Source organism: Rhodococcus sp. BUPNP1 (assembly GCF_002215235.1).
Taxonomy (GTDB): domain Bacteria; phylum Actinomycetota; class Actinomycetes; order Mycobacteriales; family Mycobacteriaceae; genus Rhodococcus.
Window position 1 is genome coordinate 49292 of sequence record NZ_NERM01000023.1, and the last position, 21694, is coordinate 70985.

The 21694-nt window shown below is 62.9% G+C and carries 16 protein-coding genes and 1 pseudogene; 7 read left to right on the forward strand and 10 right to left on the reverse strand.

Features of this window, described 5'->3' with window-relative positions; all coding sequences use genetic code 11:
* Window positions 1-6 precede the first annotated feature (6 nt).
* The 10 genes and pseudogenes from B9C99_RS20160 to B9C99_RS26375 all read right to left on the reverse strand — a co-directional run.
* Window positions 7-1017: a beta-propeller fold lactonase family protein gene (locus tag B9C99_RS20160; protein ID WP_088899106.1), complete on the reverse strand. Its 1011-nt coding sequence runs from the start codon at window positions 1015-1017 to the stop codon at window positions 7-9.
* A complete protein-coding gene (locus tag B9C99_RS20165) occupies window positions 1007-2089 on the reverse strand; it encodes a GNAT family N-acetyltransferase (RefSeq protein ID WP_088899107.1) in 1083 nt (360 codons plus the stop codon). The genes B9C99_RS20160 and B9C99_RS20165 overlap by 11 nt, the downstream gene beginning before the upstream one ends.
* Window positions 2086-3081, reverse strand: a complete 996-nt coding sequence (locus tag B9C99_RS20170; protein ID WP_088899108.1) for an NAD-dependent epimerase/dehydratase family protein — start codon at window positions 3079-3081, stop codon at window positions 2086-2088. Before B9C99_RS20170 ends, B9C99_RS20165 begins: the two co-directional genes overlap by 4 nt.
* Before the next feature lies 1 nt (window position 3082).
* A complete protein-coding gene (locus tag B9C99_RS25945) occupies window positions 3083-3928 on the reverse strand; it encodes a polysaccharide deacetylase family protein (RefSeq protein ID WP_172415028.1) in 846 nt (281 codons plus the stop codon).
* Window positions 3928-4395, reverse strand: a complete 468-nt coding sequence (locus B9C99_RS25950; protein ID WP_172415029.1) for a hypothetical protein — start codon at window positions 4393-4395, stop codon at window positions 3928-3930. The genes B9C99_RS25945 and B9C99_RS25950 overlap by 1 nt, the downstream gene beginning before the upstream one ends.
* A complete protein-coding gene (locus B9C99_RS20180; protein WP_172415030.1) occupies window positions 4392-9629 on the reverse strand; it encodes a glycosyltransferase in 5238 nt (1745 codons plus the stop codon). The genes B9C99_RS25950 and B9C99_RS20180 overlap by 4 nt, the downstream gene beginning before the upstream one ends.
* Window positions 9630-9742: 113 nt before the next feature.
* Complete coding sequence (locus tag B9C99_RS20185; RefSeq protein ID WP_172415031.1) at window positions 9743-11002, reverse strand: glycosyltransferase family 2 protein; 1260 nt, start codon at window positions 11000-11002, stop codon at window positions 9743-9745.
* A gap of 119 nt (window positions 11003-11121) precedes the next feature.
* Entirely contained in the window at window positions 11122-11979 is an 858-nt protein-coding gene (locus tag B9C99_RS20190; RefSeq protein ID WP_088899112.1) for a glycosyltransferase family 2 protein, read from the reverse strand.
* A 63-nt stretch (window positions 11980-12042) separates the two neighbouring features.
* Complete coding sequence (locus B9C99_RS20195; protein ID WP_253250145.1) at window positions 12043-13050, reverse strand: class I SAM-dependent methyltransferase; 1008 nt, start codon at window positions 13048-13050, stop codon at window positions 12043-12045.
* Window positions 13051-13113: 63 nt separating this feature from the next.
* Window positions 13114-13356, reverse strand: a pseudogene (locus tag B9C99_RS26375) (hypothetical protein); the annotation flags it as partial.
* A gap of 155 nt (window positions 13357-13511) precedes the next feature.
* On the opposite strand from B9C99_RS26375, the gene B9C99_RS20200 reads away from it, so the two are divergent.
* The 7 genes from B9C99_RS20200 to eno all read left to right on the forward strand — a co-directional run bounded on the left by B9C99_RS20200 (window position 13512) and on the right by eno (window position 21476).
* On the forward strand, window positions 13512-13973 hold the full coding sequence (locus B9C99_RS20200; protein ID WP_088899114.1) for a GyrI-like domain-containing protein: 462 nt from the start codon (window positions 13512-13514) through the stop codon (window positions 13971-13973).
* A complete protein-coding gene (locus B9C99_RS20205; RefSeq protein WP_088899115.1) occupies window positions 13970-14392 on the forward strand; it encodes a hypothetical protein in 423 nt (140 codons plus the stop codon). The genes B9C99_RS20200 and B9C99_RS20205 overlap by 4 nt, the downstream gene beginning before the upstream one ends.
* A gap of 139 nt (window positions 14393-14531) precedes the next feature.
* Complete coding sequence (locus B9C99_RS25645; RefSeq protein WP_143543576.1) at window positions 14532-15233, forward strand: hypothetical protein; 702 nt, start codon at window positions 14532-14534, stop codon at window positions 15231-15233.
* Window positions 15234-15258: 25 nt separating this feature from the next.
* Window positions 15259-17334: an Rv1355c family protein gene (locus B9C99_RS20210; protein WP_253250146.1), complete on the forward strand. Its 2076-nt coding sequence runs from the start codon at window positions 15259-15261 to the stop codon at window positions 17332-17334.
* A 42-nt stretch (window positions 17335-17376) separates the two neighbouring features.
* A complete protein-coding gene (locus tag B9C99_RS20215; RefSeq protein ID WP_088899117.1) occupies window positions 17377-19233 on the forward strand; it encodes a bifunctional diguanylate cyclase/phosphodiesterase in 1857 nt (618 codons plus the stop codon).
* Window positions 19234-19350: 117 nt separating this feature from the next.
* Window positions 19351-20073, forward strand: coding sequence for a lytic transglycosylase domain-containing protein (locus B9C99_RS20220; protein WP_088899118.1), 723 nt, complete (start codon window positions 19351-19353; stop codon window positions 20071-20073).
* A 116-nt stretch (window positions 20074-20189) separates the two neighbouring features.
* Window positions 20190-21476, forward strand: a complete 1287-nt coding sequence (gene eno, locus B9C99_RS20225) for a phosphopyruvate hydratase (protein ID WP_088899119.1) — start codon at window positions 20190-20192, stop codon at window positions 21474-21476.
* Window positions 21477-21694 lie beyond the last annotated feature (218 nt).

The following is a 21694-nucleotide window of genomic DNA, read 5'->3' on the forward strand; positions in this document are numbered from 1 at the left end:
ACCTCCTCATGTCTCCGACACGGCGATTCCACGAGGCGTGGACGTCGGGGCCCCCGATCGCACGGGTGCGAGTGTTGTCGTGTCGATGACCGTCACATCGTTCGAGTACATGTTGGTGACGTAAAGACGCGACCCGTCGGGACTCATCGCCAGGCTTTCCGGCGCTTCTCCGGTAGGTATCGGTGTACCGATCGGTTGCATCGTCTCGGTGTCGATGACCTGCACGGAGTTCGAATTCTGTGAGACCACGTAGATTCGTCTGCCGGCGCGGTCGGCCAGGACATCGGTGGGAAAACTGCCTACGGGCACCCGGTTGCCGACCACGGACCTCGTAACCGTATCGATCACCGTGATATCGCCGGAATATCGTCCGGTGACGTAAACACGTGCGCCGTCCGGACTGACCGCCATTGCGGCGGGTGCCCGGCCCACCAGGATCGGGTTCCCCACCACTGCCCACTCCTCGGTGTCGATGATGCGAACGTCGTCCTGATAGATGCTCGAGGCGTACAGCATGTGTCCGTCCGGGCTCAATACGAGTCCGCCGGGTGCGTCACCGACCCGGAGCGGGGTCCCCACCATGTCACCCGTACGGGTGTCGTAGGCGCGGACATCGTCGGTTTCGCCACCTGCCACATAGAGGCGGTTGCCGTCGGGGGAAACCGCAAGGTCGGACGGATAGATGCTCACCCGGATGGGACGACCGACGACCTGCTGTGCCGTCGTGTCGATCACGGTGACGTCGTTCGAAGTAGGGCTCAGAATGTATCCCCGAGTGCCGTCCCTGTTCACCGCGACCTCCGACGGCACCGTACCGACGCCGATCGGTGGTCCCTCGGGGCGGAGAGTATCTGCATCATGGATTCGGACCGTGCTCGCCGCAGCGCTCACGACCAACACATGTTCACCGGAAGACAGTGGACTCGTGTCGGACTGCTCGACCTGGGTGGTACAACCTCCGACCGCGGCCACGAGTGCGACGACCGCAAAGGTTCTCGCGAGTGTGTCAGTGTGCATCGACGAATCCGATCACTCGCTTGACCTGCCTGCGCAGTGCTCGGTCGGCTCGATGAACAGGTACACGTTCGATCCAATATTCGGCGTAGTCGACCGGCACGGCCCCGAAACGTTCCTTGAACCGCGACAACGACTGGGATGTTCCAGACTCGCCCATGTGATACGAGCGGCAGCCGGCACGGCAGGCCTCCTCGATCGCTGTGCGGTGGAGTAGAAAGTTGGCTCGAACCGGAGACGCAAGGTCCTTGTCCATGGCTCCGCGGGTGTAGTGGGCATTCGCCCCGTCCTGCAGTACGAGAATCGCGGCCGCAGGACGGCCCTCGACCCATGCCACGGAAATGCGACAACGCGGTCCCAATCGGTCGGCGATGATGCGGAACTTGGCCTGAGGATCCCTGTGGCGTCCACGGAACCGAGCTAGCCAGAGGTACTCGTGCTGCTGGCGGGCCCATCGGTCGAAGGAGCGAAGAAGCAGTTCGTAGAACACTGGGACGAGACGGCCGGTGTTGTCGGATTCGATCACTACGCCGGATTTCTCAGCGCGGCGGACGGCCGAGCGAGTCGGACCCGTGATCCGCTGTGCCCATACCTTCTCGAAGCCTCCTTCGAGATCGAGTACATGTGCTCGCGCGGGAATCACCGTGACGTTGTTCCGACCGGCTGTCGCTGCACTCCAGACATCTGCCTGCAACGGATTCGGCCGTATACGAACCCGAAGTGCCGGCGAACGTTCGAGATCGTCGAGGATGTCGGTCACCAGTCGAGGACTTGCACCATTGGGTGCGACGAGACCGCCGAAACCCCAACTGCTCGGCATCGATTGCAGAATCGTCGCACCACCGGTAGGAAAACTGCGACGTACCAACGGGAGCAGCGCTGTTCGGCCTCCTCCTGTTGTGTACAAGCGGCTGGCATCGTGGTAGCCGCCGAACGCCAGGAGTGAGTCGATCCATTCGGCGGATTGTGTGGGTACCGCATACGGATCGGTACGGTGCAATTGATGCCACAGGCTCCGAGGGATTTCACGACCGGTTGCGATCCGCTGTGCCGGCCGTTCGATTGCGGTCGTCATCGCCTGTTCCTGTCGAACCCGCCCAGTGCGGCTCCTGCCTCCATCGGAGCTGTCGTCACCTCACGCAGCCATTCGACGGTGCGGCGCAGACCCTCCCGCATGTCGGTGCGAGGGTCCCATCGCAAGGCGCAACGCGCGGCTGAGGGATCGAGTGCAATCGCCTGGACCTCCCCGGTGCGTGCACCCTCGTAGCGGGGAGGCTCGGCGCAACCGACAGTTTCGCACATCAGGCGATGCAACTCCGTCGTCGATGTCTGAATTCCTGTCCCGATATTGAACGTCCCGGTGACGGAAGCAGCTGCATGTCCGGCACGCACGAATGCATCGACCACATCTCCTACGAACACGTAATCTCTTGTGGAATCGCCATTTCCATATATAACTGTGGTTCGTCCTGTCAGCATCGCGGAGCCGAAGATCGCGATCACCCCGGCTTCGCCACGGGGGTCCTGACGCGGACCGTAGACGTTGGAGAGGGCGAGGCTGATCGGTGAGAGCCCATACATGCTCGCGAAACACTCCAAGTACAACTCCGCGGCAACTTTGCTTGCGGCATAGGGAGAGCAAGGATGCGCAGGAACGTTCTCGTCCACTGGGAGTACCGGAGGTTCGCCGTACCGCGAACCTCCGGAGGCGGCGAACACGATCCGCCGGGTGCCGGCTCGATGACATGCCTCGGTGAGGTTGACGGTTCCCACCACATTCGTCACGGCATCATGGCAAGGGTCTGCCACCGACTTTCGGACGTCAACCTGGGCAGCCAGATGAAAGACGACTTCGGGCCGGACTCCGCCGATCACTGCCCTGAGATCCGGGAGCGTCACATCGGTCTCGACGAATGTGAAACGGTCGGAGTGCAGAGCGACATCGAGATTCGATGGCCGACCGGTCGAGAGGTTGTCGACACCGACGACTTCGTGACCTTCCGCCAGCAGTCGGTCGACCAGGTTTGATCCGATGAAGCCGGCAGCTCCGGTGACGAGAGTGCGCATGTCATTGACTCCTGTTCGGTGATGAGGCCTGCCGAGTCGGCGTGCCGGATGTGTGAACGAATACTCCTCGAACGGAACGTGTTCCGCGGAACCTTCGGTAGGTTCGCCACGCTGCGGTACGCCAGCGTTCGCGGCGTGGCGCGATCGGAGCGCCGCATCCTGCGAGCCATTGTGTGAGCTGCTCTGGGGTGGTATCTGCGCGAACGGTCAGTCGCGCGATGGAAAAGGGATGATCGTTACTGGAACTCAGGGAGTTTCCGACTGCGCAAGCGGAGTCGTACCCAGCATGTACGACGGCTGCCCGGACTCGGGCCGAGTGGAAGCCATGTGGATACGCGAAGCTCGGTACGGAACGATCCAGAAAGTCCTCGAGTAGGTCCTTGCTTCGTCGGATTTCGTCATCCACAGCTGAGATCGGAATGATGTCGAGTTGAGGATGAGTGTGGGTATGCGCCCCGATCTCGACAGGGAAGTCGTCGAGATCGCGCAGTTGCGACCAGGACAGCATCGCCGCGGGGGGAATGTTGAGGCCGACCGATCGGGACCCCTGCAGTGCACCGGTCGTGACATACAGAGTACTGCATATTCCCTGTGCGTTGAGAGCTTCGGCAGCGTACGTGAAGTCGGCGAAGCCGTCGTCGAAGGTTACGATCAGCGGCCGCTCCGGCAGGACGCTTTGTCCGCGGACGGCGGAGGTGAAGTCGGAGACTGTCATCGGCGTCCGGCCGCTCTGGATCATGGCATCCACATGCCGAGCGAACGCGGAAGGTGGGACCGAATACGGGGCGATCCAAGAAGCGGGCTCGGCTGAGACCGAGTGGTAGAGCAGGATCGGAATCGCGGTCATCAGATCACCTCGGTGCTCGTTCCTGCCCGTGTGACTGCACGGGCGTCCGAGCTCGGTGTGTCGCGTACCGCGAGGATCATCGCGATCACCGATGCCATTGTCGTCAGCGCTGCCAGAGTCGCGAGTCGCAGATTCATCGAACCGTTGTGTGCGATTGTGAATCCGACCGAGACGATCAGCACCGATGAGAAACTGAATGCGACTGCGGCCACCAGACGTTCGACAAGAGACTGCAGCGGAAGACATCCTGTAACTGCCCAGCCGGGGGTGAACAGGGCAAAGAGGAAGACGGCCACAGGGCGGATGAACTGTACGACCGAATCCGGCTGGAGGAACTCCGCTATCAGCAGGGCAACCCAGCCCGCCGAAGCTGTCACCCACAAGACAAGAGGAATCCGACGGAGGGTCCCTACCGATCCCGCGAAGGGCTCGAGTGCGGCGCGAGCAATTGTGCGGATGCGGATCATGGCTCCTCCGGCGAGGGTTGGGTGAGAGTGAAGACGACGGCATCGGGATTCCGGTAGATCAATGTGAAGCGAGGAGATTCCTCGAGGATCTGCTCGATTCGGGGAAGCGCGTCCTCCGGGAGGTCACCCGACAACACCATGTCCTCCTGCTGACTACGGGTGATGACGAGATAAGAGTGATGGTGCTCGACGGGATTCATGATGTCGGCGAACATCCCTTCCGGGTCGTCGAGTATCGCCTGTCGATCCTCGAGTTCGAATGTCGAGAACCACATGTGGTCGTAGAACTCGAAGTTCTTGAAAGCCCAAGGGAATCCGTTTGTAGCGCCGACGATCAGCGACCCTCGGGGTGCCACACCGTAGACGAACTGGGCGACCGCGTGCTCACCGGTCGTGAAGTTCGCCGTCTGTTCCTTGCCGTAGTAACCGAAGGCGAATCCTGTCACCATCAGAATGAGGACTGCCGGAAGTGCGACAAGACTCACCCACGTTCTCCGGTTCGTCGGTACGAGACGGCCGGTCCGGCGATCGGGGAAGAATGCGGCTGCCGCATAGAAAGCCACGAATGGTAATCCGAGCAAGTAGACGCGGAAGATCATCTCACCGCCGTAGTCGTTGCTCAGTATCAGCGGCAACGGAGCGACGGCGAGCAGAGGCAGGGCGAGTTCGCGATGTCGGAGTATCCCCCTGGGCGTACGGAATCGCCGGAAAAGACCGACTGCGGCCAGGAACCATACTCCTGCCGAGAGAGCACGATCGAACTGGGCGACGACCACCTGGCTCCGGCTTCCTGCTGCCAGATCGATGAAACCCGATCCGGCGTTTCCACCTGCGTCACCGAATGCAGCGGCCAGGCCGGCCAGATCGGCAGCGAGCCATGGTCCGGCGAACAGAATGTCCCATCCCAACGTCAGTGCCAGCATCACGGCGGTCAGAACCCATGTCTTCCTGGCGCGGAATACCGCGAGGATGCCGAGTGCCATCACTGTCATCAGTGGGGTGAGCTGATGCGTCGGCACTATCCCTGCCATGATGGGCACTATCGCGAACGCGGCGACGCACCTACGTGTGTGCGCCGGAACGGTGGGCTTCTGGTAGCGGAGGACGAGTGCCAACACCGTCAGGTAGAGGAAGAATGAAACAGCCTGTGGTGCGAAATAGTCCTGCCCGACCCATGCTCCGAGATAGAAGATCGTGATTGCAGTCCAGATCAAGCGCTTGTCGCCGCTGAACTCACGGAAGATCAGGAACAACGGACCTAGGAGCAGGACGTTGAAGAAGGGCGGAGCCCACGCTGCGTAGCCGAGTGCCGAATCGAGACCGCCGGCCTTCACAAGCGTGGCATTCGCGTTGAAGAAGGCAGGCCAAAATTGGTAGGCAGACAGTTCTCCGAAGGTGGGATCGACAGCAGGATTTCGCTGGAAGTAGTCGACGATGCCGATGTGCTTCCACGCCCACGAATAGCGCAGAGTGTCGTACAGGATCGTCGGGGTGGCGTGCAGGATCGCGATGAGTACACCGACGTGGGCTGCGTAGACCCAAATCGGGACGGAATCGCGCCGCACCGAGAGACCGAAGCTCACCAGTAGAACCGCCAGTCCGGCCCAAAATGTGACAGGTAGCAGGGGCAGCAGCCCGTAGTCACCCATAAGTGATACGTCGATACGCGGGAGTGAGACGATCCACAGACTCGCAGCGGCGAGTACACCGAGATAGGGAAGTACGCCGAGATGAGGAAATAGGACAAGTGCGGATTGCCGCGGAGAAGCCCCCGAAGTGGTGCGCTCCCGACCTATGGTGGTGCCGACGGCGTAGCCGGCCAATGTGGTGGTCACCCCCACGATCATTGCGAGGATCGCGGCGAGGCTGCCCACCCTGCCGCGTGCGACATCTGCCAGTTCCCGCTTGAGTCCCTGGGGAATCGTGGTGGTGAGGTACTGTTGCTCGCTCGACAATGCGCGGTCGGTGCCGGTGCGCGCGCTTACGGCGGCTTTCGAAAGTCCCTCCGAGTAACAGCGGGACCGAAAATAGGACCACTTCGCGCGCTCGGCTGTGACGTAGTGACGGACCTTGGCATCGGGCTCATGGATATGGACCCCGCCTGAATGCTTCTGGGCGAGCCGGATGCAGAGTTCGGTTTCCTCGCACCCCAGTGGTTTCGTTCCGACCCGGCCGAGTTCAGTGGCGAAGCCTCCTGCCTCTGCCACGGGCGCGCGGCGTAGCGACATGCTCGCGCCGATCATGTTCCGTACTTCGGTCCGTCGGGTGGGGAGCCCTCGGTAACTGCAGCCCACGACCCAATCGAATTCCGGGGGGAACCAACGTGGTCGCGCGATCTGCCATTCGGCCTCCACCAATCCTCCTACCCCGAGGACTTCCGGATCGTGGTAGGGCGCGGAGATCGCCGCGAGCCAGCCGCTGTCGGCTGCGGCATCGTCGTCGAGGAATGCGACTATCTCGGCGGTAGCGATTGAAACACCAGTGTTACGTGCACCGGACAGTCCGGGCTCGTGACGATTGGGAACCACTGTCACATCATCGAACTCGACTCGGGCCCGTTCCAACAGTCGCTGGTTGTGGTCGACGACCACGATGATCTCTTCGGGCTGGTGGGTCTGGGATCGAACCGACTCCACAGCACGGCACAACAGACCCCATCGACGTTCGGTGTATGCGCAGATCACGACCGACGCGGTGACGACCCCGACCGGGGCGACCCGAGGCGCTTCGGTGGGGTGCGGAGCGAAATCGGAGGTCGCGGGCGGAAGTACTCGCGTTCTGCCTCCGTCGCCGGCGCCGTCCTGCGCGGGTCCGGCGAATGCGGCGGGGCTGTTCACACCGATCGTCTGTGAGCGCGCCGTGTCGGCGTGCCGATCGAAATCCGACCTGATGTCGACGAACATCCGAAGGACAGGGAGTCCGTTGAGCACCCACCAGACCCGATCCTCGCTATGGGCGGTACATGTCCGGCACAGGACGGCCACATGGTGGAGCCAAGTAAGCAACACCATGATGCGTTCGTCGGGCTCTTCACCGCGAAGAAGACTCTCTCGTGAGGAATACGCCGTCTCACGTATCGTGTGTTCACGCTCCGACAAGCCGCCGTCACGAAGACGCCGCCGGACGACCGTTCCCAACTCGCTGCGGTCGATCAGGCAACTGGAGGTGAGAATCATGAAGTAATCGTCGAGAACGACCGGATGATCGCGTCTGGCGCCGCCCCAGTCCACGATCCCCGACACCGCACCTGTCTCGGACGAGACGCGCACGTTTCCCGCGTGAAAGTCGCCGTGGGTCCAGCCCACCATCATGACGCGTTCACGCAATGCATTCCGCAGGGTTGCTCCGAGATCGTCGACCACGGACAAGTAAGACGGGGTGATCGTGCGGCATACGGAGGCCACATCTTGCAATGGTCCGTCCACCCATGAGGCCAAAGTCTCTTCATCCACCACAACGAGTTCTGCAGTTGCGGAATGTAATTCGTCGATGGAAGCGATCGCAGCCGGTACAAGTGTGTCCAGGTGATCTGGTCGTCGATCGATCATGGTCGCGAGATCTTCGCCGGGAAAGTACGTCTCGACCGACGTGACGGTGTCCGAATCGGAGCGGAAGAAGAGAGTTCGCGGTAGATGGCGACGCCAGGTTCCGAGACCGTGGTGATGATGCAGCTCGGTCAATGCCTTGTGTTGGGCGCGTAATTCTGCTGCAGCGAGTTCGGTACGGGCGATCTTGAGGACGGCGACCGGACCATGAGCGGACCGGTTCAGGACGGCGACGTGCATGTCGGTCTCGGTCGGAAGAGACTCCGCATCGGACCATTCGCTCGAAATGGTGCTTCGGAGGAAGGCATCGGCTTCTGCCTTGGCATCGCGGGAGCGCCGGCGGACGAGCAACGTCTCGAACGAACGCGACATCCTTTTCACTGCACGCGATCTCAATAGTACGGCGACGGCACGTATGACGAACTCCGGTACGGTTCGGCCGAGAGCGTGACCGACGGAAACGAAAAGTCTCGTCCGTGAGCGAGGGGTGCTCAGCCAGAGATTACGACGGAGCAGTAGAACACACGCGATCGAGGTCTGACTCACGAGCAGGGCGAGACCGGCACCTGTAAGCCCGAATGGTTCGAGTAGGACCAGGGCGAGTCCGAGTGTGAGAACGATGTTGGCGATCTGAATGGCCAGCAGGAGTTTCAACCGCCGGCGCGCACGCGCCGAACTGATGGCTGTCACCACTACGATGTTGGGGATGGCGGCGAGTGCCATCAATCGCAGGACATCGCTTCCCGCGCGATACTCCGCGCCGAAGATTCCGAGGATGAAGGGCGCGAGGATCAGCAACCCGACCACCACGGGAATCACGAGGCGTGCGCTGTGCAACATCACCTGGCGGGCTTTGTGAGTCAGTTCCGATTGGTCGGCGGCGGTTTCGACGACGAGGGACATCCCGAGATTGACGTTGACGAGGTGGATCGTGTTCGCGATCGCCCAAGCGATCGAGAAGTAGGCGGTCTCGACCGAGCCCAGGCGGCTCAGAACCACGATCGGCATCAAAGTGGCAGCGCCGATCGAACAGACGGCGCCGACATAGTCTGCGGTCACGAAACGTGACAGTTGTCCGAGAGGAGGAAGCGATCCTCTTTTCTCGGTTGCTGCGGCGTGGCGGGGAATGGCCCACAGGAAGAGATACGCGCCGAGGATCGGGATGGAGATCAGGAGCGAGGCCGCCCATGACAGGAAGATCCCGGTCGCAGGTACGAGTGCGGCGAACACCACGACCATGCCGATCTTGATCAGCGCGACCGCGACGTTCTCTATCGGTACGAGGACTGTTCGTCGAAGGCCGGCGAGAACGCCGTCCTGGAGGACGAACAAGGTGCATCCGACTGTTCCGACTACGAACAGCAACTGTGTTTCGGGGTGATCCAGGAACGAGGTCTCCGGTGAGATCACCGGAACCAGGAGGACGGTGCCGACTGCAATCAAGAGGGCGAATGCCGTGGTCACCAGATAGGCACCCGCGACGAGACGCCGCGTGCTCCGGCCCGCAGTAGGGACGAACCGTGCCATTGCGCTGGCAAGGTTCAACTGGGCGACTGCAGCGGTGAGCATCGCCATCGAGATCGCCGCGGAGTTCGTGCCGACAGTGCCGGCATCGTAGTGACGAGCAACGATGGCCCAATACCCGAATCCGATGGCCGCCGACATCACCGCGCTGAGCGTCAGCAGCATGCCGTTGCGGAGTAAAGGATTTCGGAGATCCTGTACGAACGTACGGAGCTGGCCGAGACCGGGGAGGGAAGGGTGGAAGGTGGTGTGTATCCGGCGAGCCGAGGGGATGTCACTCATGGTGTACCGCCCGGGCCGTACGATTGCAGTGAGGAGAAATGGCGTGTGCGCCAGCGGCTCACGAGGTAAGCGATGGGACCGAACAGGAGGCCGCGCCGCTCCAGTGTCGCTATCTCAGCGGGCAGATCGGTGTAACGATCCCGATTTCGAGTCGAGGAGGAGCGGAGAGCGTATCCGAGGCCGCGGGGTAATCGGCGTAGGAGGGTAAGGATCGTCCGAGGGTTTCGAGTCACCGAACTGGCAACGAAGGCGCCGAGTCCGACGCCGTATCCGTACGCCTGGTTGCAGAGAGCAGGCATGTCGCGGTGATGGCGGTGCCACACGACCGCGGCCGGTTGGTATACCAACCGATGCCCGGCGGTGACCACACGGAAGAAACTGGCCAGATCGTCCCCACCCCGAGCGAAGGTGCCGGCACCTATGGCGGGATCGAACCCACCCAGTGCGCGCAGAATCGCCGTGTCGAAAGCCATGTTCGCTCCCGATCCGAATTGTCCTGCAGTGAAAGGGAACAGGCGGTCTGCGGGACGCATCCTGTCGTCATCGAAACAACGCATCTCGAAGCCCTTGTCGAAGCCGCCGTGTTGTTCCAGCAGCAGCTGGGCCGGTGTCTCCAGTTGCGCCGGAAGGATGAGTCCGGTCACACATCCGACACCATCCGTGGATGTGAATGCCTCCGCGATCGCGGTGAGCCAATGCGCGTCGACGACGACATCGTCGTCGACGAAGGCCACGATCGGTCCGCGCGCCGCGGCGAGACCGCAGTTGTGCGCGGAGGCCAGCCCGCGCTGGTCCTCGCGCAGGTAACGCACACGTGCATCTTGGTAGGACATGACCATTCGTGCGGTTCTCTCATCGGAAGGATCGTTGTCGACAACGACGATCTCGAAACCGGGATAGACCATCGAAGTGAGCGCATCGAGGCATGCGCGTGCACTCTCCGGCCGGTCATGGGTCGCAACGACGACCGTGATGAACGGAGCTCGCTCGAGGACTTCGTCCCGCCTCCGCAGGCAGCGTGGCCCTTTCGACTCGGACGGGTTCTGCAGGCAGGCGCCCGACGACAGAGCGTTCACATCCGAGACCCGGCGGAGTCCGTCGGATTCGAGGTGGCTGTTCACCGCGTCACCGACCTCGGCCCATACCTGTGGTGCGTGGGTGGACCACTCCGGTCCCCGCGTGGCATCCAGGACTACGACACCCATCGGGTGCGTGTGGAATCGGATCAGTGCCACGATCTTGGTGGGCGTACCCACTTCACCTGTGAATCTCAGATATCTTGGTGGGTCGCTAAGTTCGATGTCCGTGCGTGGGACGGGGAGATCGTCGAGCGAGAGTCGCCGAGCGGTGGAGCGACGCTCGGCAACCGGGGTGCTCATGCTGACCCCGGGGAGGATGCCGTGATCTCGGCAGCGTGCCTACGGCGTGGATGGGTCATCCTCGTCAGGAAGCCGGTCGTCTCGTCGCTGTGGGCATCGAGAACGGCCTGTAGTACACGTGTTCCGTCCCGCAACGCGTGTAGATTGGATTTTCCGCTTCGTCGTGGCATCTCGAGGCTGGGGACCTCGGCGATGCGCAGGCCCGCTCTCATCGCGCCGGCTATCATTTCGGCCTCGATCTCGAAGCCGGTGGCCGACAACTTCAGGTGCTCGAGATAGCGGCGATGGAATGCGCAGAAACCGTAGCAGAGGTCTGTGAGGTGGGTGTCGTACAGGGAGTTGAAAACGCCTAGCAGGAAACGGTTTCCGAGTGTTCGGAATCGCGTGATGTCCAGGGAGCCGCCACCCGCCACGAAACGGGACCCTTTGACGAAGTCGTATCCGTTGGTGAGGAAGTGGAGGTAGTGGGGAATCTCCTGAGGAGCCATGCTGCCGTCGGCGTCCATCATCACGATCACATCACCCCGGGCTGCGAAGAAACCTGTCCGCAGTGCGCTGCCCTTACCTACTCCTTCCTGCTGGACGATGCGAATGTCCGGTCGGACGCTTCGAGCTGTCACCAGGGTAGCGTCGGTCGACTCGCCGTCCACAATTATGATCTCGGTGACCTCGTCCGGTACCTGGCTCAGTACCCATGCGATGTTTCTCGCCTCATTTCGCACCGGGATGATCAAGCTGACAGTGGTTTTCGTTGCACTCTCCGTTCCGGGGGCGCTGTGGTCCCGGAACCTCGTGACGTCCGTCGTGGTGGTGGACTGCGTCGGGGTGCCTTCTCGTGTATCGATGGAGGACATGAGGGATCCGTTCGTGTCGAAGGGGTGAGAGCCTTGAAAGGGGATGGATCGGTCGGTGACCTGTCATCCATGGGTTCTGCTTACGGGCGCGTTCTCCGACGCCGACCGGGAGGAACGGCAGGCCAGGACGAGTCGCCCACCCCATGAAACGACGTGTTCCAAGTCGTGGACGGGATCGGGGGCGCGGGTCCAGGGCAGCGCTACGAGTACGTCCGGCCGGTCATGATCGATTACTGTCGGTGATCGCACAGGCACATGCGTGATGGGTGTGAAGCTACCGTGTCGCCTCGGGTCAGGGTCGACGGTGTACCTCATGATGTCCGGCCGGATGCCGCAGTAATTGAAAAGTGTGCTGTACCAACCGGACGCGTAGCCGACGACCGTCTGCCCGCGATAGCCGAGCAGAAGCTCGAGAATTTCGGCGCGCGTGGCACGGGCGTACGACTCCAGTGCGAGATACTCGTCCTTGCTGTGCAATCCCTCGTCGATTTCCTCCTGTAGGACGACCTCGACTCGAGGACCGGGATAGGGTGATGTCTCTGTGGGTCGTGCGAGGAGACGAAGGGACTCGCCGGAGCGGCCTTCGGACTTCACCTCGACAACGGTCAGTCCTCCAGCGGCAAGTGCTCGCATCGCGGTGTGCAGCGTGTAGTACTGCAGTCGTCCGTGTTCGAATTCATGGAGCCGTCGGTTACGGATCAGAGGGAGAGCGTGGTCGATTCGCATGGAGACCGTCCCGTGGTCCGCGACGAGAATGCGTAATGCTCGGGTGAAGCCCGGAATGTCGGACACATATGAGTAGATGTCGTCCGCCACGACCAGGTCCGCCGGTCCGTACTCCTGGTAGAGGTCCTCGGCCAAGTCCTCATCCAGGAATGCTGTGATGGTCGGGACCCCTCCCGCGCGAGCCAGCGTGCCGGCACGGGCCGAGGGCTCGATGCCGAGGCAGGGTATGCCGGCCTCCACTGCGTGTCGGAGGAGGTATCCGTCGGAACTGGCGACCTGGAAGATCAAGGAATCCGGCCCGAGTCGCAACGCATGGATCGTCCGCTCGAGGAGCCGATCCGTCACCGGTTCTCGGACGGACAAATCCGTCCGCGGGTGATGTGGTGTGCTGCCGTCACGAGGGGTGTAACTCGGTCCTTGCAGGAGTAGACAGTCCTCGCAGACATGGATGCGTAGGGGATAGCTCATTTCGGGCTGATGTATTTCCTCCGGGGAGAGGAACCGATCCCCGGGAGGTGCCGACCCGAGGTCCAGGACGCTGAGCGTCCGTTCGGAATCGCATGAACGGCATTTCATGGACGAAACCTCTGAAGATCGAGTGGGTTCTGACTCCCCACACCTACTAGCGGTTTGCTGAAGTGATAAAAGCATACTTCTGTACGTCTGGAAAGCTATAAACAAACTAGAAGTTTTTTCGAGATCCTGTTTGAGTGTGTGAGAGTTGGTTCTAGACTCTGTGAAGTCACAACGAGTCGGAACGAGTCGGGCGTGCCGAGTGACAGCAACTGCTCTACGGAGGTCGCCCGATGCCGTTCGAAATCGTTCATCGCGAACAAACTCTTGTCGCCGGTCTTCCGGTACGAAGCCCTCGTCGGACCATCGGTTACGTGCGGGACCATGCGCTCGAGCGGGCGTGGCATGCAATGCTGAAGGAAGAGCTCGGCGGCCCTCTCGCCTCCGCCTACACCGATCCTGCGGTAGAGATCGGCTCGTACTACACCCAAACGGTCGGCTACTGGTGCGAGTCCCTCGACGAGGTGAAAGAAGGGCATTTCGTCGCATGTATCCCCGCGGGCACCTACGCAAAGTTCAGCTCAATGGGTGAGTTCCCCGAAGTCGTGTCCGACCTGTGGGAGCAGGTTCGGGAAGCAGAGGCGTCCGGCGCGATCCGCCGTTCCTTCCGCGGAGATTTCGAGTTCTACCCCAACGCTTTCCGCATCGAGCTGTACATGTCGGTGTTCAACCCGGTCGAAAGCGATGAATCATGACCTTTTCGATCACGAAACTGCACGAACACTATATCGGCGGCCTCGTCCTGCCGGGCTTCGGACCGGGCGGGGGGGACCGGAAGGTCGAGTTGATGGACTTCACGCAGGATCGCCTCCGGGCACGTGGCCTGCAGGAATTGCTCGTCCTCTACATCTGTCATGCCGAAGTGGGGTGGACTGCGCTCGTCGGGACCCGTTGTAAAGGCCTGGCCGATCTGACCGTGGGTGATTCGTTGTTCCTTGTCCCTACTGCCTACTTCGCCCACTTCGTTCCGGAGGACGACTACGACCCGGACGACGATCTATGGGCGCAGGTGGACAGAGCCGAGAAGGAGGAGCGGATCGACCGGGCCTACCGTGGCGAAATCGCTGTAGTCGGGCCCTCTGGAACAACCGATCTGTACGTTTCTTTGCTGTGAGGGGTACGCGAGGAGTGACTGTGCTGCATACTCACGCATAGACCCGTATCGAGGATCGGACCGGTCCGTCCCGGCCGCCGCGATTTCGGCCACCTCGAGTCCGTGGTGACCGTGCGGGAGGTGAGTCAGGAGGTGGCCGGTGGATCCAGGGGCACGGGCGGCTTTCTCCGGATGCCCGAACGGCATCGCCGTATGTCGTGACCCTGTTTCGCAGTATCGATTCATTACTGCCTCTCCCTCCAGTGCTCCAGACATCTGGCATGAATATCTCGACGGTGCGCTGAAGGCATACACGAAGTTCGGGGCAGAGTCGGCCCTCGAATACGACCGAGTCGTATCCGGCCGCAGTACAGCGCTCTTTTCGGCCGCTCTCGACGAACAGGGAACGGTAGTCGGGGGACTGCGCGCGCAGGGACCGTTCCTCTCGGCAGATGAATCCCATGCGCTGAAGGAGTGGCAGGACGCGGAACAAGTCGCTCGAATCCGTGCATCGATCGAGGCGAAGGTTCCATTCGGAATCATCGAAGCGAAAGCTGCGTGGATCGGTGAAGGTGTGTCGCGGCGACGTGAGCTCGCTCTGGCCGTGGCGACCATGGGAGCGAACTTCATGCAAGTGCTCGGTGCCCGCTACATGATGGCGACAGCGGCCGACACGGTGCTCGATCTGTGGCGAACCTGCGGGGGAGCGGTCGACGAGTCCGTTCCCCCTACGCCGTATCCCGACAGGCGTTATAGGACGCGATTGATGTGGTGGGACTCCGCCGGGTCTCCCAGGACGCTATCGGTAGTGGCCGAGCCTTCATGGAAATTCGAGTGGAACCCGCATGATGCCGGGACATGATTCGGCGGTCGGGCCCGTGATCCTGATGGAGGGGGAGCGCGCGGAACGTCTCCGTTCGGATCCGGGCGTGACCGTGCTGGATCACCTGTCCGAGCAGCAGGAAGCATTGCGTAAGGTGCTACCTGCTCCGGACCCGGGTCTGTCGGCCGAGTTGCCGCGGTGGGTGTACTACCCCTGGCGGAACAGTGTTGTACACGTTCTCGGTCCGCGTGGTTTCCGTCGTCTACGACTGGACCGGAACAGGAGCAAACTGACCGTCGACGAGCAGGAAATCCTGGCGAATCGGACCGTGGGGGTCGTGGGGCTCAGCGTAGGGTCCGCGGTCGCGCAAGCGCTTGCGCTGGAAGGGCTCTGTGGCGCATTGCGACTCGCCGACTTCGATGTCCTGGAGCTGTCCAATCTCAACCGGGTTGCCGCGTCCGTCCTCGACCTGGGGGTGAACAAGGCCGTCGCAACCGCTCGTCGTCTCTGGGAGGTCGACCCCTATCTGTCCATCACAGTCTCTCCCGACGGTCTCCAGCCCGACACCGTAAGAAATTTCGTGGACGGACTCGACGTTCTCGTCGACGAATGCGATTCCCTTGACATGAAGGTGCTCCTGCGTCTGGAAGCTTGCAGACGCAAGGTCCCGGTGATCATGGAGACCAGCGACCGGGGAACGATCGATGTGGAGCGGTTCGATCTCGAGACAACCACCCCCTTTCACGGACTGCTGGGAGACATCGACGCTCGGCGACTCTCCGGGCTCACCGATCGGGAGAAGATCCCGTTCGCGCTGCGTCTTCTGGGACCCGAGGACATATCGACACGGATGGCTGCGTCCTTACTCGAGGTGGACAGGACCGTTGCCACCTGGCCGCAGCTGGGCAGCGAGGTCATGCTCGGAGGCGCCATGGTTGCGGCAGCCGTGCGCCGTCTGTTGCTCGGCAGACCCTTACCCTCCGGTCGTGGCAGAGTCGATCTCGATTCGTTCCTGGAGCAGTTGTTGCCACCGGACCCCACCGAACCGGTGTCGACCGAACCCAGTATTCGGCAAGTGCCGGACGATCCCGTCTCCGCGATTGTCCATGCAGCGGAGCGAGCGCCGTCCGGAGGAAACAGCCAACCTTGGCTTCTGAGTGCCGAACCCGGCGAAATACGCATCGAAATCGGGGACCGTTTCGCCCACTCGGGTATCGACATCCGGTGTAGGGGGAGTTACGTGGCTCTGGGGGCTGCGCTTCAGAACGCACGCATCGCAGCGGCAGCGCACGGCATCCTCGGCTCTGCATACATCGAAGAGCGAGCCGGAGAGGTGAGTCCATGGGATGTGGTGGCAGGAGTGCGGTTCAGCTCGGGGACCGATGAGGAACTGGCTGCCTCGTACCAGGCAATGCTCTCTCGCGCGACGACCAGGCAGATGGGGGACGGGCGTCCCCTTCCGGTGGGTGCCCGGGAAGTTCTGTACCGAGCGGCCGGTTCGGTCGGTGGACGGATCGATGTGATCACCGACCCTGTCCGTCTCGATCGTATCGCCGACATATTCGCGGAGGCCGACCGGATCCGCTACCTGGACGCGGGGCTCAGACGAGAGATGATCGCTGAACTCCGATGGCCGTCCGATGGTTCCGATACCGGAATCGACATCGCGTCCCTGGGCCTCGACGACGCGGAATCGGTGATGCTCGAAATCGTTCTACGGGACGACGTGCTCGACCAATTGGGAGAGTGGGACCTCGGTCATGCGCTCGGCAGGCCGGCTGCGGACCGGATTCGGTCGAGTTCGGCGTTCGTCGCAGTATTCTCCGAAGGAGTGGAGGCGACTGATTATGTCCGCGCTGGGGTCTTGATGGAAAGTGTCTGGATTGTAGCCCACCGTCTGGGCTTGGCGGTGCAGCCCATGACTCCCGTTTTCATGTATGCAGAGGACACGGAGGATCTTCTCGAGTTGTCGCCTGCGTATGCGAAAAGAATGGAGAAACTGAGGTGGCTTCTCGACGACGTGGTGGAACGGCCGGGGGACGCTCGCATCGCCATGCTCCTGCGGGTCGCTCGGGTTCCTCTTGAACCTCCTCGAAGTGTTCGGCGCTCCGATACGATCTTTCGGAAGTCCGTAACGTAATCGTCGCGCCCGTCGACAGTTCCAGTAAGCAGGGAGACGGACATGCCGCTGGAAAGTCTCGAGGGTCTCGTTGCCAGAGTAGCGACCCATCTCATGCCGGTGGATGCCGTGTCGCACCACTCGGTGGTGGAGACCGTCCTACGGGATCTCGTCGAGTACTTCCGGGTCGACACCGCTTTCCTTCGATACAACGATCACGAGATCCACGCCACGATCCTGATCGCCGAATGGCCGCCGAGACCTGTGATACCGGATCCGGATCCACTGGGGGTGGTCTACTTTCGCGATGCGGATCCGATCTTCGCTCTCACCGAACACATGAAGGAGCCGTCGGTCAGCCGTCCTGCACAGTCGGGCGCCGCTTACGCCGACCGTGTAAGGGCCGGATCCGGCGTACCCGAGGTCTCCGTCGCCGCTGTACCTCTGATATCCGGACAGATCACCACGGGCACCCTGGGTTTCATCAAGATCGGTGATCGAGTCTGGACCGAGGACGAGATCTACACGCTCACCATGATCGCCGCCATGTTGACCCAGGTGCAGGCCCGAGTCCGCGCCGAGCGGGAACTACGCAACGCGGCCTTCCACGACGACCTCACGGGGCTGGCGAGTCGGCGTGCTCTTCTCGATCACCTCGAAAAGCGTCTGAGTCCGGAAGAACCGGGGCCGGTAGCCGCCGTGTTCCTCGACGTGGACAGACTCAAGCCGCTCAACGACTTTCTCGGCCACACGGCAGTGGACATCTTCCTGTGCAGGACCGCACAGAGGATGAGTCGGGTTTGTGGTCCCGACGACGTGGTGGCTCGTCTGGGCGGAGACGAGTTCGTGATCGTCTTCGGCGGTCCGCTGTCCCTCGAGGAAGCATGCGAGAAGGCCGAGGAACTGCGCTGGGTCGTCGGAATGTCGGTTCAACTCGGAACCCAGGTGGTGAGTCGATGTGCCAGCCTCGGCGTCGCAGTCGGTGAACCGGGCAGGCTGGATCCGGTGGGACTGCTCGGACGTATCGATGAAGCGATGATGCGAGCGAAGAGCAAAGGTGGTAACGGCGTCGAGGCCTATACCGAGGACATGCAGGGAGCCAGCGAACGTCGTAACCTCATCGAGCTCAGTCTGCGAAGGTCGATAGGCGATGATCAACTCGTTCTCGAGTACCAGCCGGAATTCGACCTGCGGAACGGGCGGATACTCGGTGTGGAAGCCTTGGTGCGCTGGGATCATCCGGTGCTCGGCCGGCTTCAGCCGGCGGAGTTCATCGAAGTCGCCGAATCCACGAACCTTGCGGGTGAGCTCGGTCGTTGGGTGCTGCGCACCGCTTGTGCCCAATTGGCGCAGTGGCGTCGAACGGTACCCGGACTGGAACTCCGTATGAGTGTCAATGTGTCGCCGGCGCAGTTGGTCGGTATCGGTTTCGTCGAGATGGTGGAGGAGATCCTGGAGGAGTTCGATCTCGGTAAATCGTCACTTTGCCTCGAGATCACGGAATACGTCGTCGTCAGCGACCTCGAACGGTCGCGTAAGACTCTGCGGCGTCTCGACCGCCTCGGAGTGTGCTGCGCGATCGACGACTTCGGTACCGGGTACAGTTCGCTCGCTCACCTCAAGTCTCTGCCGGTTCATGTTCTCAAGATCGACAAAGCCTTCGTTCTCAACCTGCAACGCAGTCCGAGCGACAGGGTCATCGTCGAGTCGATCATCGGATTGGCCTCCGCGTTCGGACTCGACGTCGTCGCCGAGGGGTTGGAATCGTCCGCGGCAGCGCGCACCCTGCTCGGCCTCGGTTGTTATCGAGCCCAAGGATTCCTCCTGAGCAAGCCGCAACCGCCCGCGGACCTCGAGAAGATGCTCCATATGAAGCAGATCGAACTCCCTTCCTCGGCAGTCGCCTCGGACATCTCCTGAAGGCTCTTTTCCGGGCCGCAGTGCCGCGACTTGGTGACGGCTCGGGCCCCGATCGTGACATTTGTGGAATATGGAGGGGTGCCGTCCGATCGAGAACCCCGACGCTGGCTGTGGCCGGTGGTCCTGCTCAGTGCACTCGTCGCCGTCGTCTTCGTGGCGGTCGAGTCCGCTCTGCACTCACCCCGGCGGCCGTCCGTCGAGATCCCCGACGGCGTTCCACCGGCTCCCGGCCTGCCCGTTCCTCCCATCGACGTGAACGGTCCCGGCCGCACAGCGGCGCAGCTCGCCGACTGGGCCGAATCACAGTCCCGCGAACTGGGCATCCCCACCACCGCACTCGAGGCATACGGGCACGCGGCGGCCGTCCTGGCCGTCGGCACCCCCGGATGCGGCCTGTCGTGGACGACCCTCGCCGGCATCGGCAACGTGGAGAGCAGCCACGGACGGTTCGGCGGCGCCTCCCTCGAATCCGACGGCAGCGTCTCACCGCCCATCCGGGGTGTCCCGCTCGACGGCACCCGGGGCAACGCCGAGATCCGCGACACCGACGGTGGCCGCCTCGACGGCGACCCGGTGCTCGACCGGGCGGTCGGGCCGATGCAGTTCATCCCCGAGACCTGGGAACGATGGGGTGTCGACGCGAACGGCGACGGCATCGCCGACCCCGACAACATCGACGACGCGGCCCTGACCGCGGGCCGCTATCTGTGCGACCGCGGAGGCGACCTGACCACCGCGGAGGGTTGGACGAACGCCCTGATGGCCTACAACCGCTCCACCGAATACCTGATGCTCGTCCGCGACCGCGCCGCCGCCTACGGCGTGGGAGTGCGGCCGTAGACGGCACCACGCCGGGCCTCGAGCGCGCCTGTGCCTCACACGCAGGTCGCGACCGTTAGGCTGTCCCCAGCGTGCAGACACCGCAGCGTGACAGTCCATCGAAGGAGAATCAGCCAGTGGCCATCATTGAGCAGGTAGGAGCCCGCGAAATCCTCGACTCCCGTGGCAACCCCACGGTCGAGGTCGAGGTGCTGCTCGAGGACGGAAGTTTCGCCCGCGCTGCAGTGCCGTCGGGCGCCTCCACCGGCGAGCACGAGGCCGTCGAGCTGCGTGACGGCGGCGAGCGTTACCTCGGCAAGGGTGTCGAGAAGGCCGTCGAGGCGGTTCTCGCCGAGATCGGCCCGGCCATCATCGGCCTCGACGCCACCGAGCAGCGCACCGTCGACCAGGCACTCCTCGACGCCGACGGCACCCCCGACAAGGGCCGTCTCGGCGCGAACGCCCTGCTCGGCGCGTCGCTCGCCGTCGCGAAGGCCGGCGCGGAGTCGTCCGGACTCGAGCTGTTCCGCTACGTCGGCGGCCCGAACGCCCACATCCTTCCCGTTCCGATGATGAACATCCTCAACGGCGGCGCCCACGCCGACACGGGCGTCGACGTCCAGGAGTTCATGGTCGCCCCGATCGGCGCCCCGACCTTCAAGGAATCCCTCCGCTGGGGTGCCGAGATCTACCACTCCCTCAAGTCCGTGCTCAAGAGCAAGGGCCTGGCCACCGGCCTCGGCGACGAGGGCGGCTTCGCTCCCGACGTCGCGGGCACCAAGGCCGCGCTCGACCTGATCAGCGAGGCGATCTCCAAGACCGGCCTGAAGCTGGGCAGCGATGTCGCGCTCGCGCTGGACGTCGCGGCCACCGAGTTCTACACCGAGGGCACCGGCTACAAGTTCGAGGGCCAGAACCGCACGGCCGCCGAGATGGGCGCCTTCTACGCCGAGCTGCTCGGCCAGTACCCGCTGGTCTCCATCGAGGATCCGCTCAGCGAGGACGACTGGGAGGGCTGGGTCGCGCTCACCGAGGAGATCGGCGACAGGATCCAGCTCGTCGGCGACGACCTGTTCGTCACCAACCCGGAGCGCCTCGAGGACGGCATCGTCAAGGGCGCCGCGAACGCGCTGCTCGTGAAGGTCAACCAGATCGGCACCCTCACCGAGACCCTCGACGCCGTCGACCTCGCACACCGCAACGGCTACAAGACGATGATGAGCCACCGGTCCGGCGAGACCGAGGACACCACCATCGCCGATCTCGCCGTCGCCGTCGGCAGCGGACAGATCAAGACCGGCGCGCCCGCCCGCTCCGAGCGTGTCGCCAAGTACAACCAGCTGCTGCGCATCGAGGAGTCCCTCGGTGACGTCGCTCGTTACGCCGGCGAGCTCGCCTTCCCGCGGTTCTCCGTCGAGGGCTGATCGCCGGCATGAGTCAACGCGGTAGATCCCGTCCCGGCGCGAGGCGCACCCGCACCGAGGGTGTGTCGGGCGTCCGGCGTCCGGGCCGGGTCCGGCCCACGGGATCTACCGCCCCGGCCGAACACTCGGCCGAGAACGCGGGTGCGCGGCCGGCCGGCCGCGAGGACCCCGTTCATTCGTCGCCCGGCCGCGGCCGGCCCGGTGGTTCGGGGCGGGCC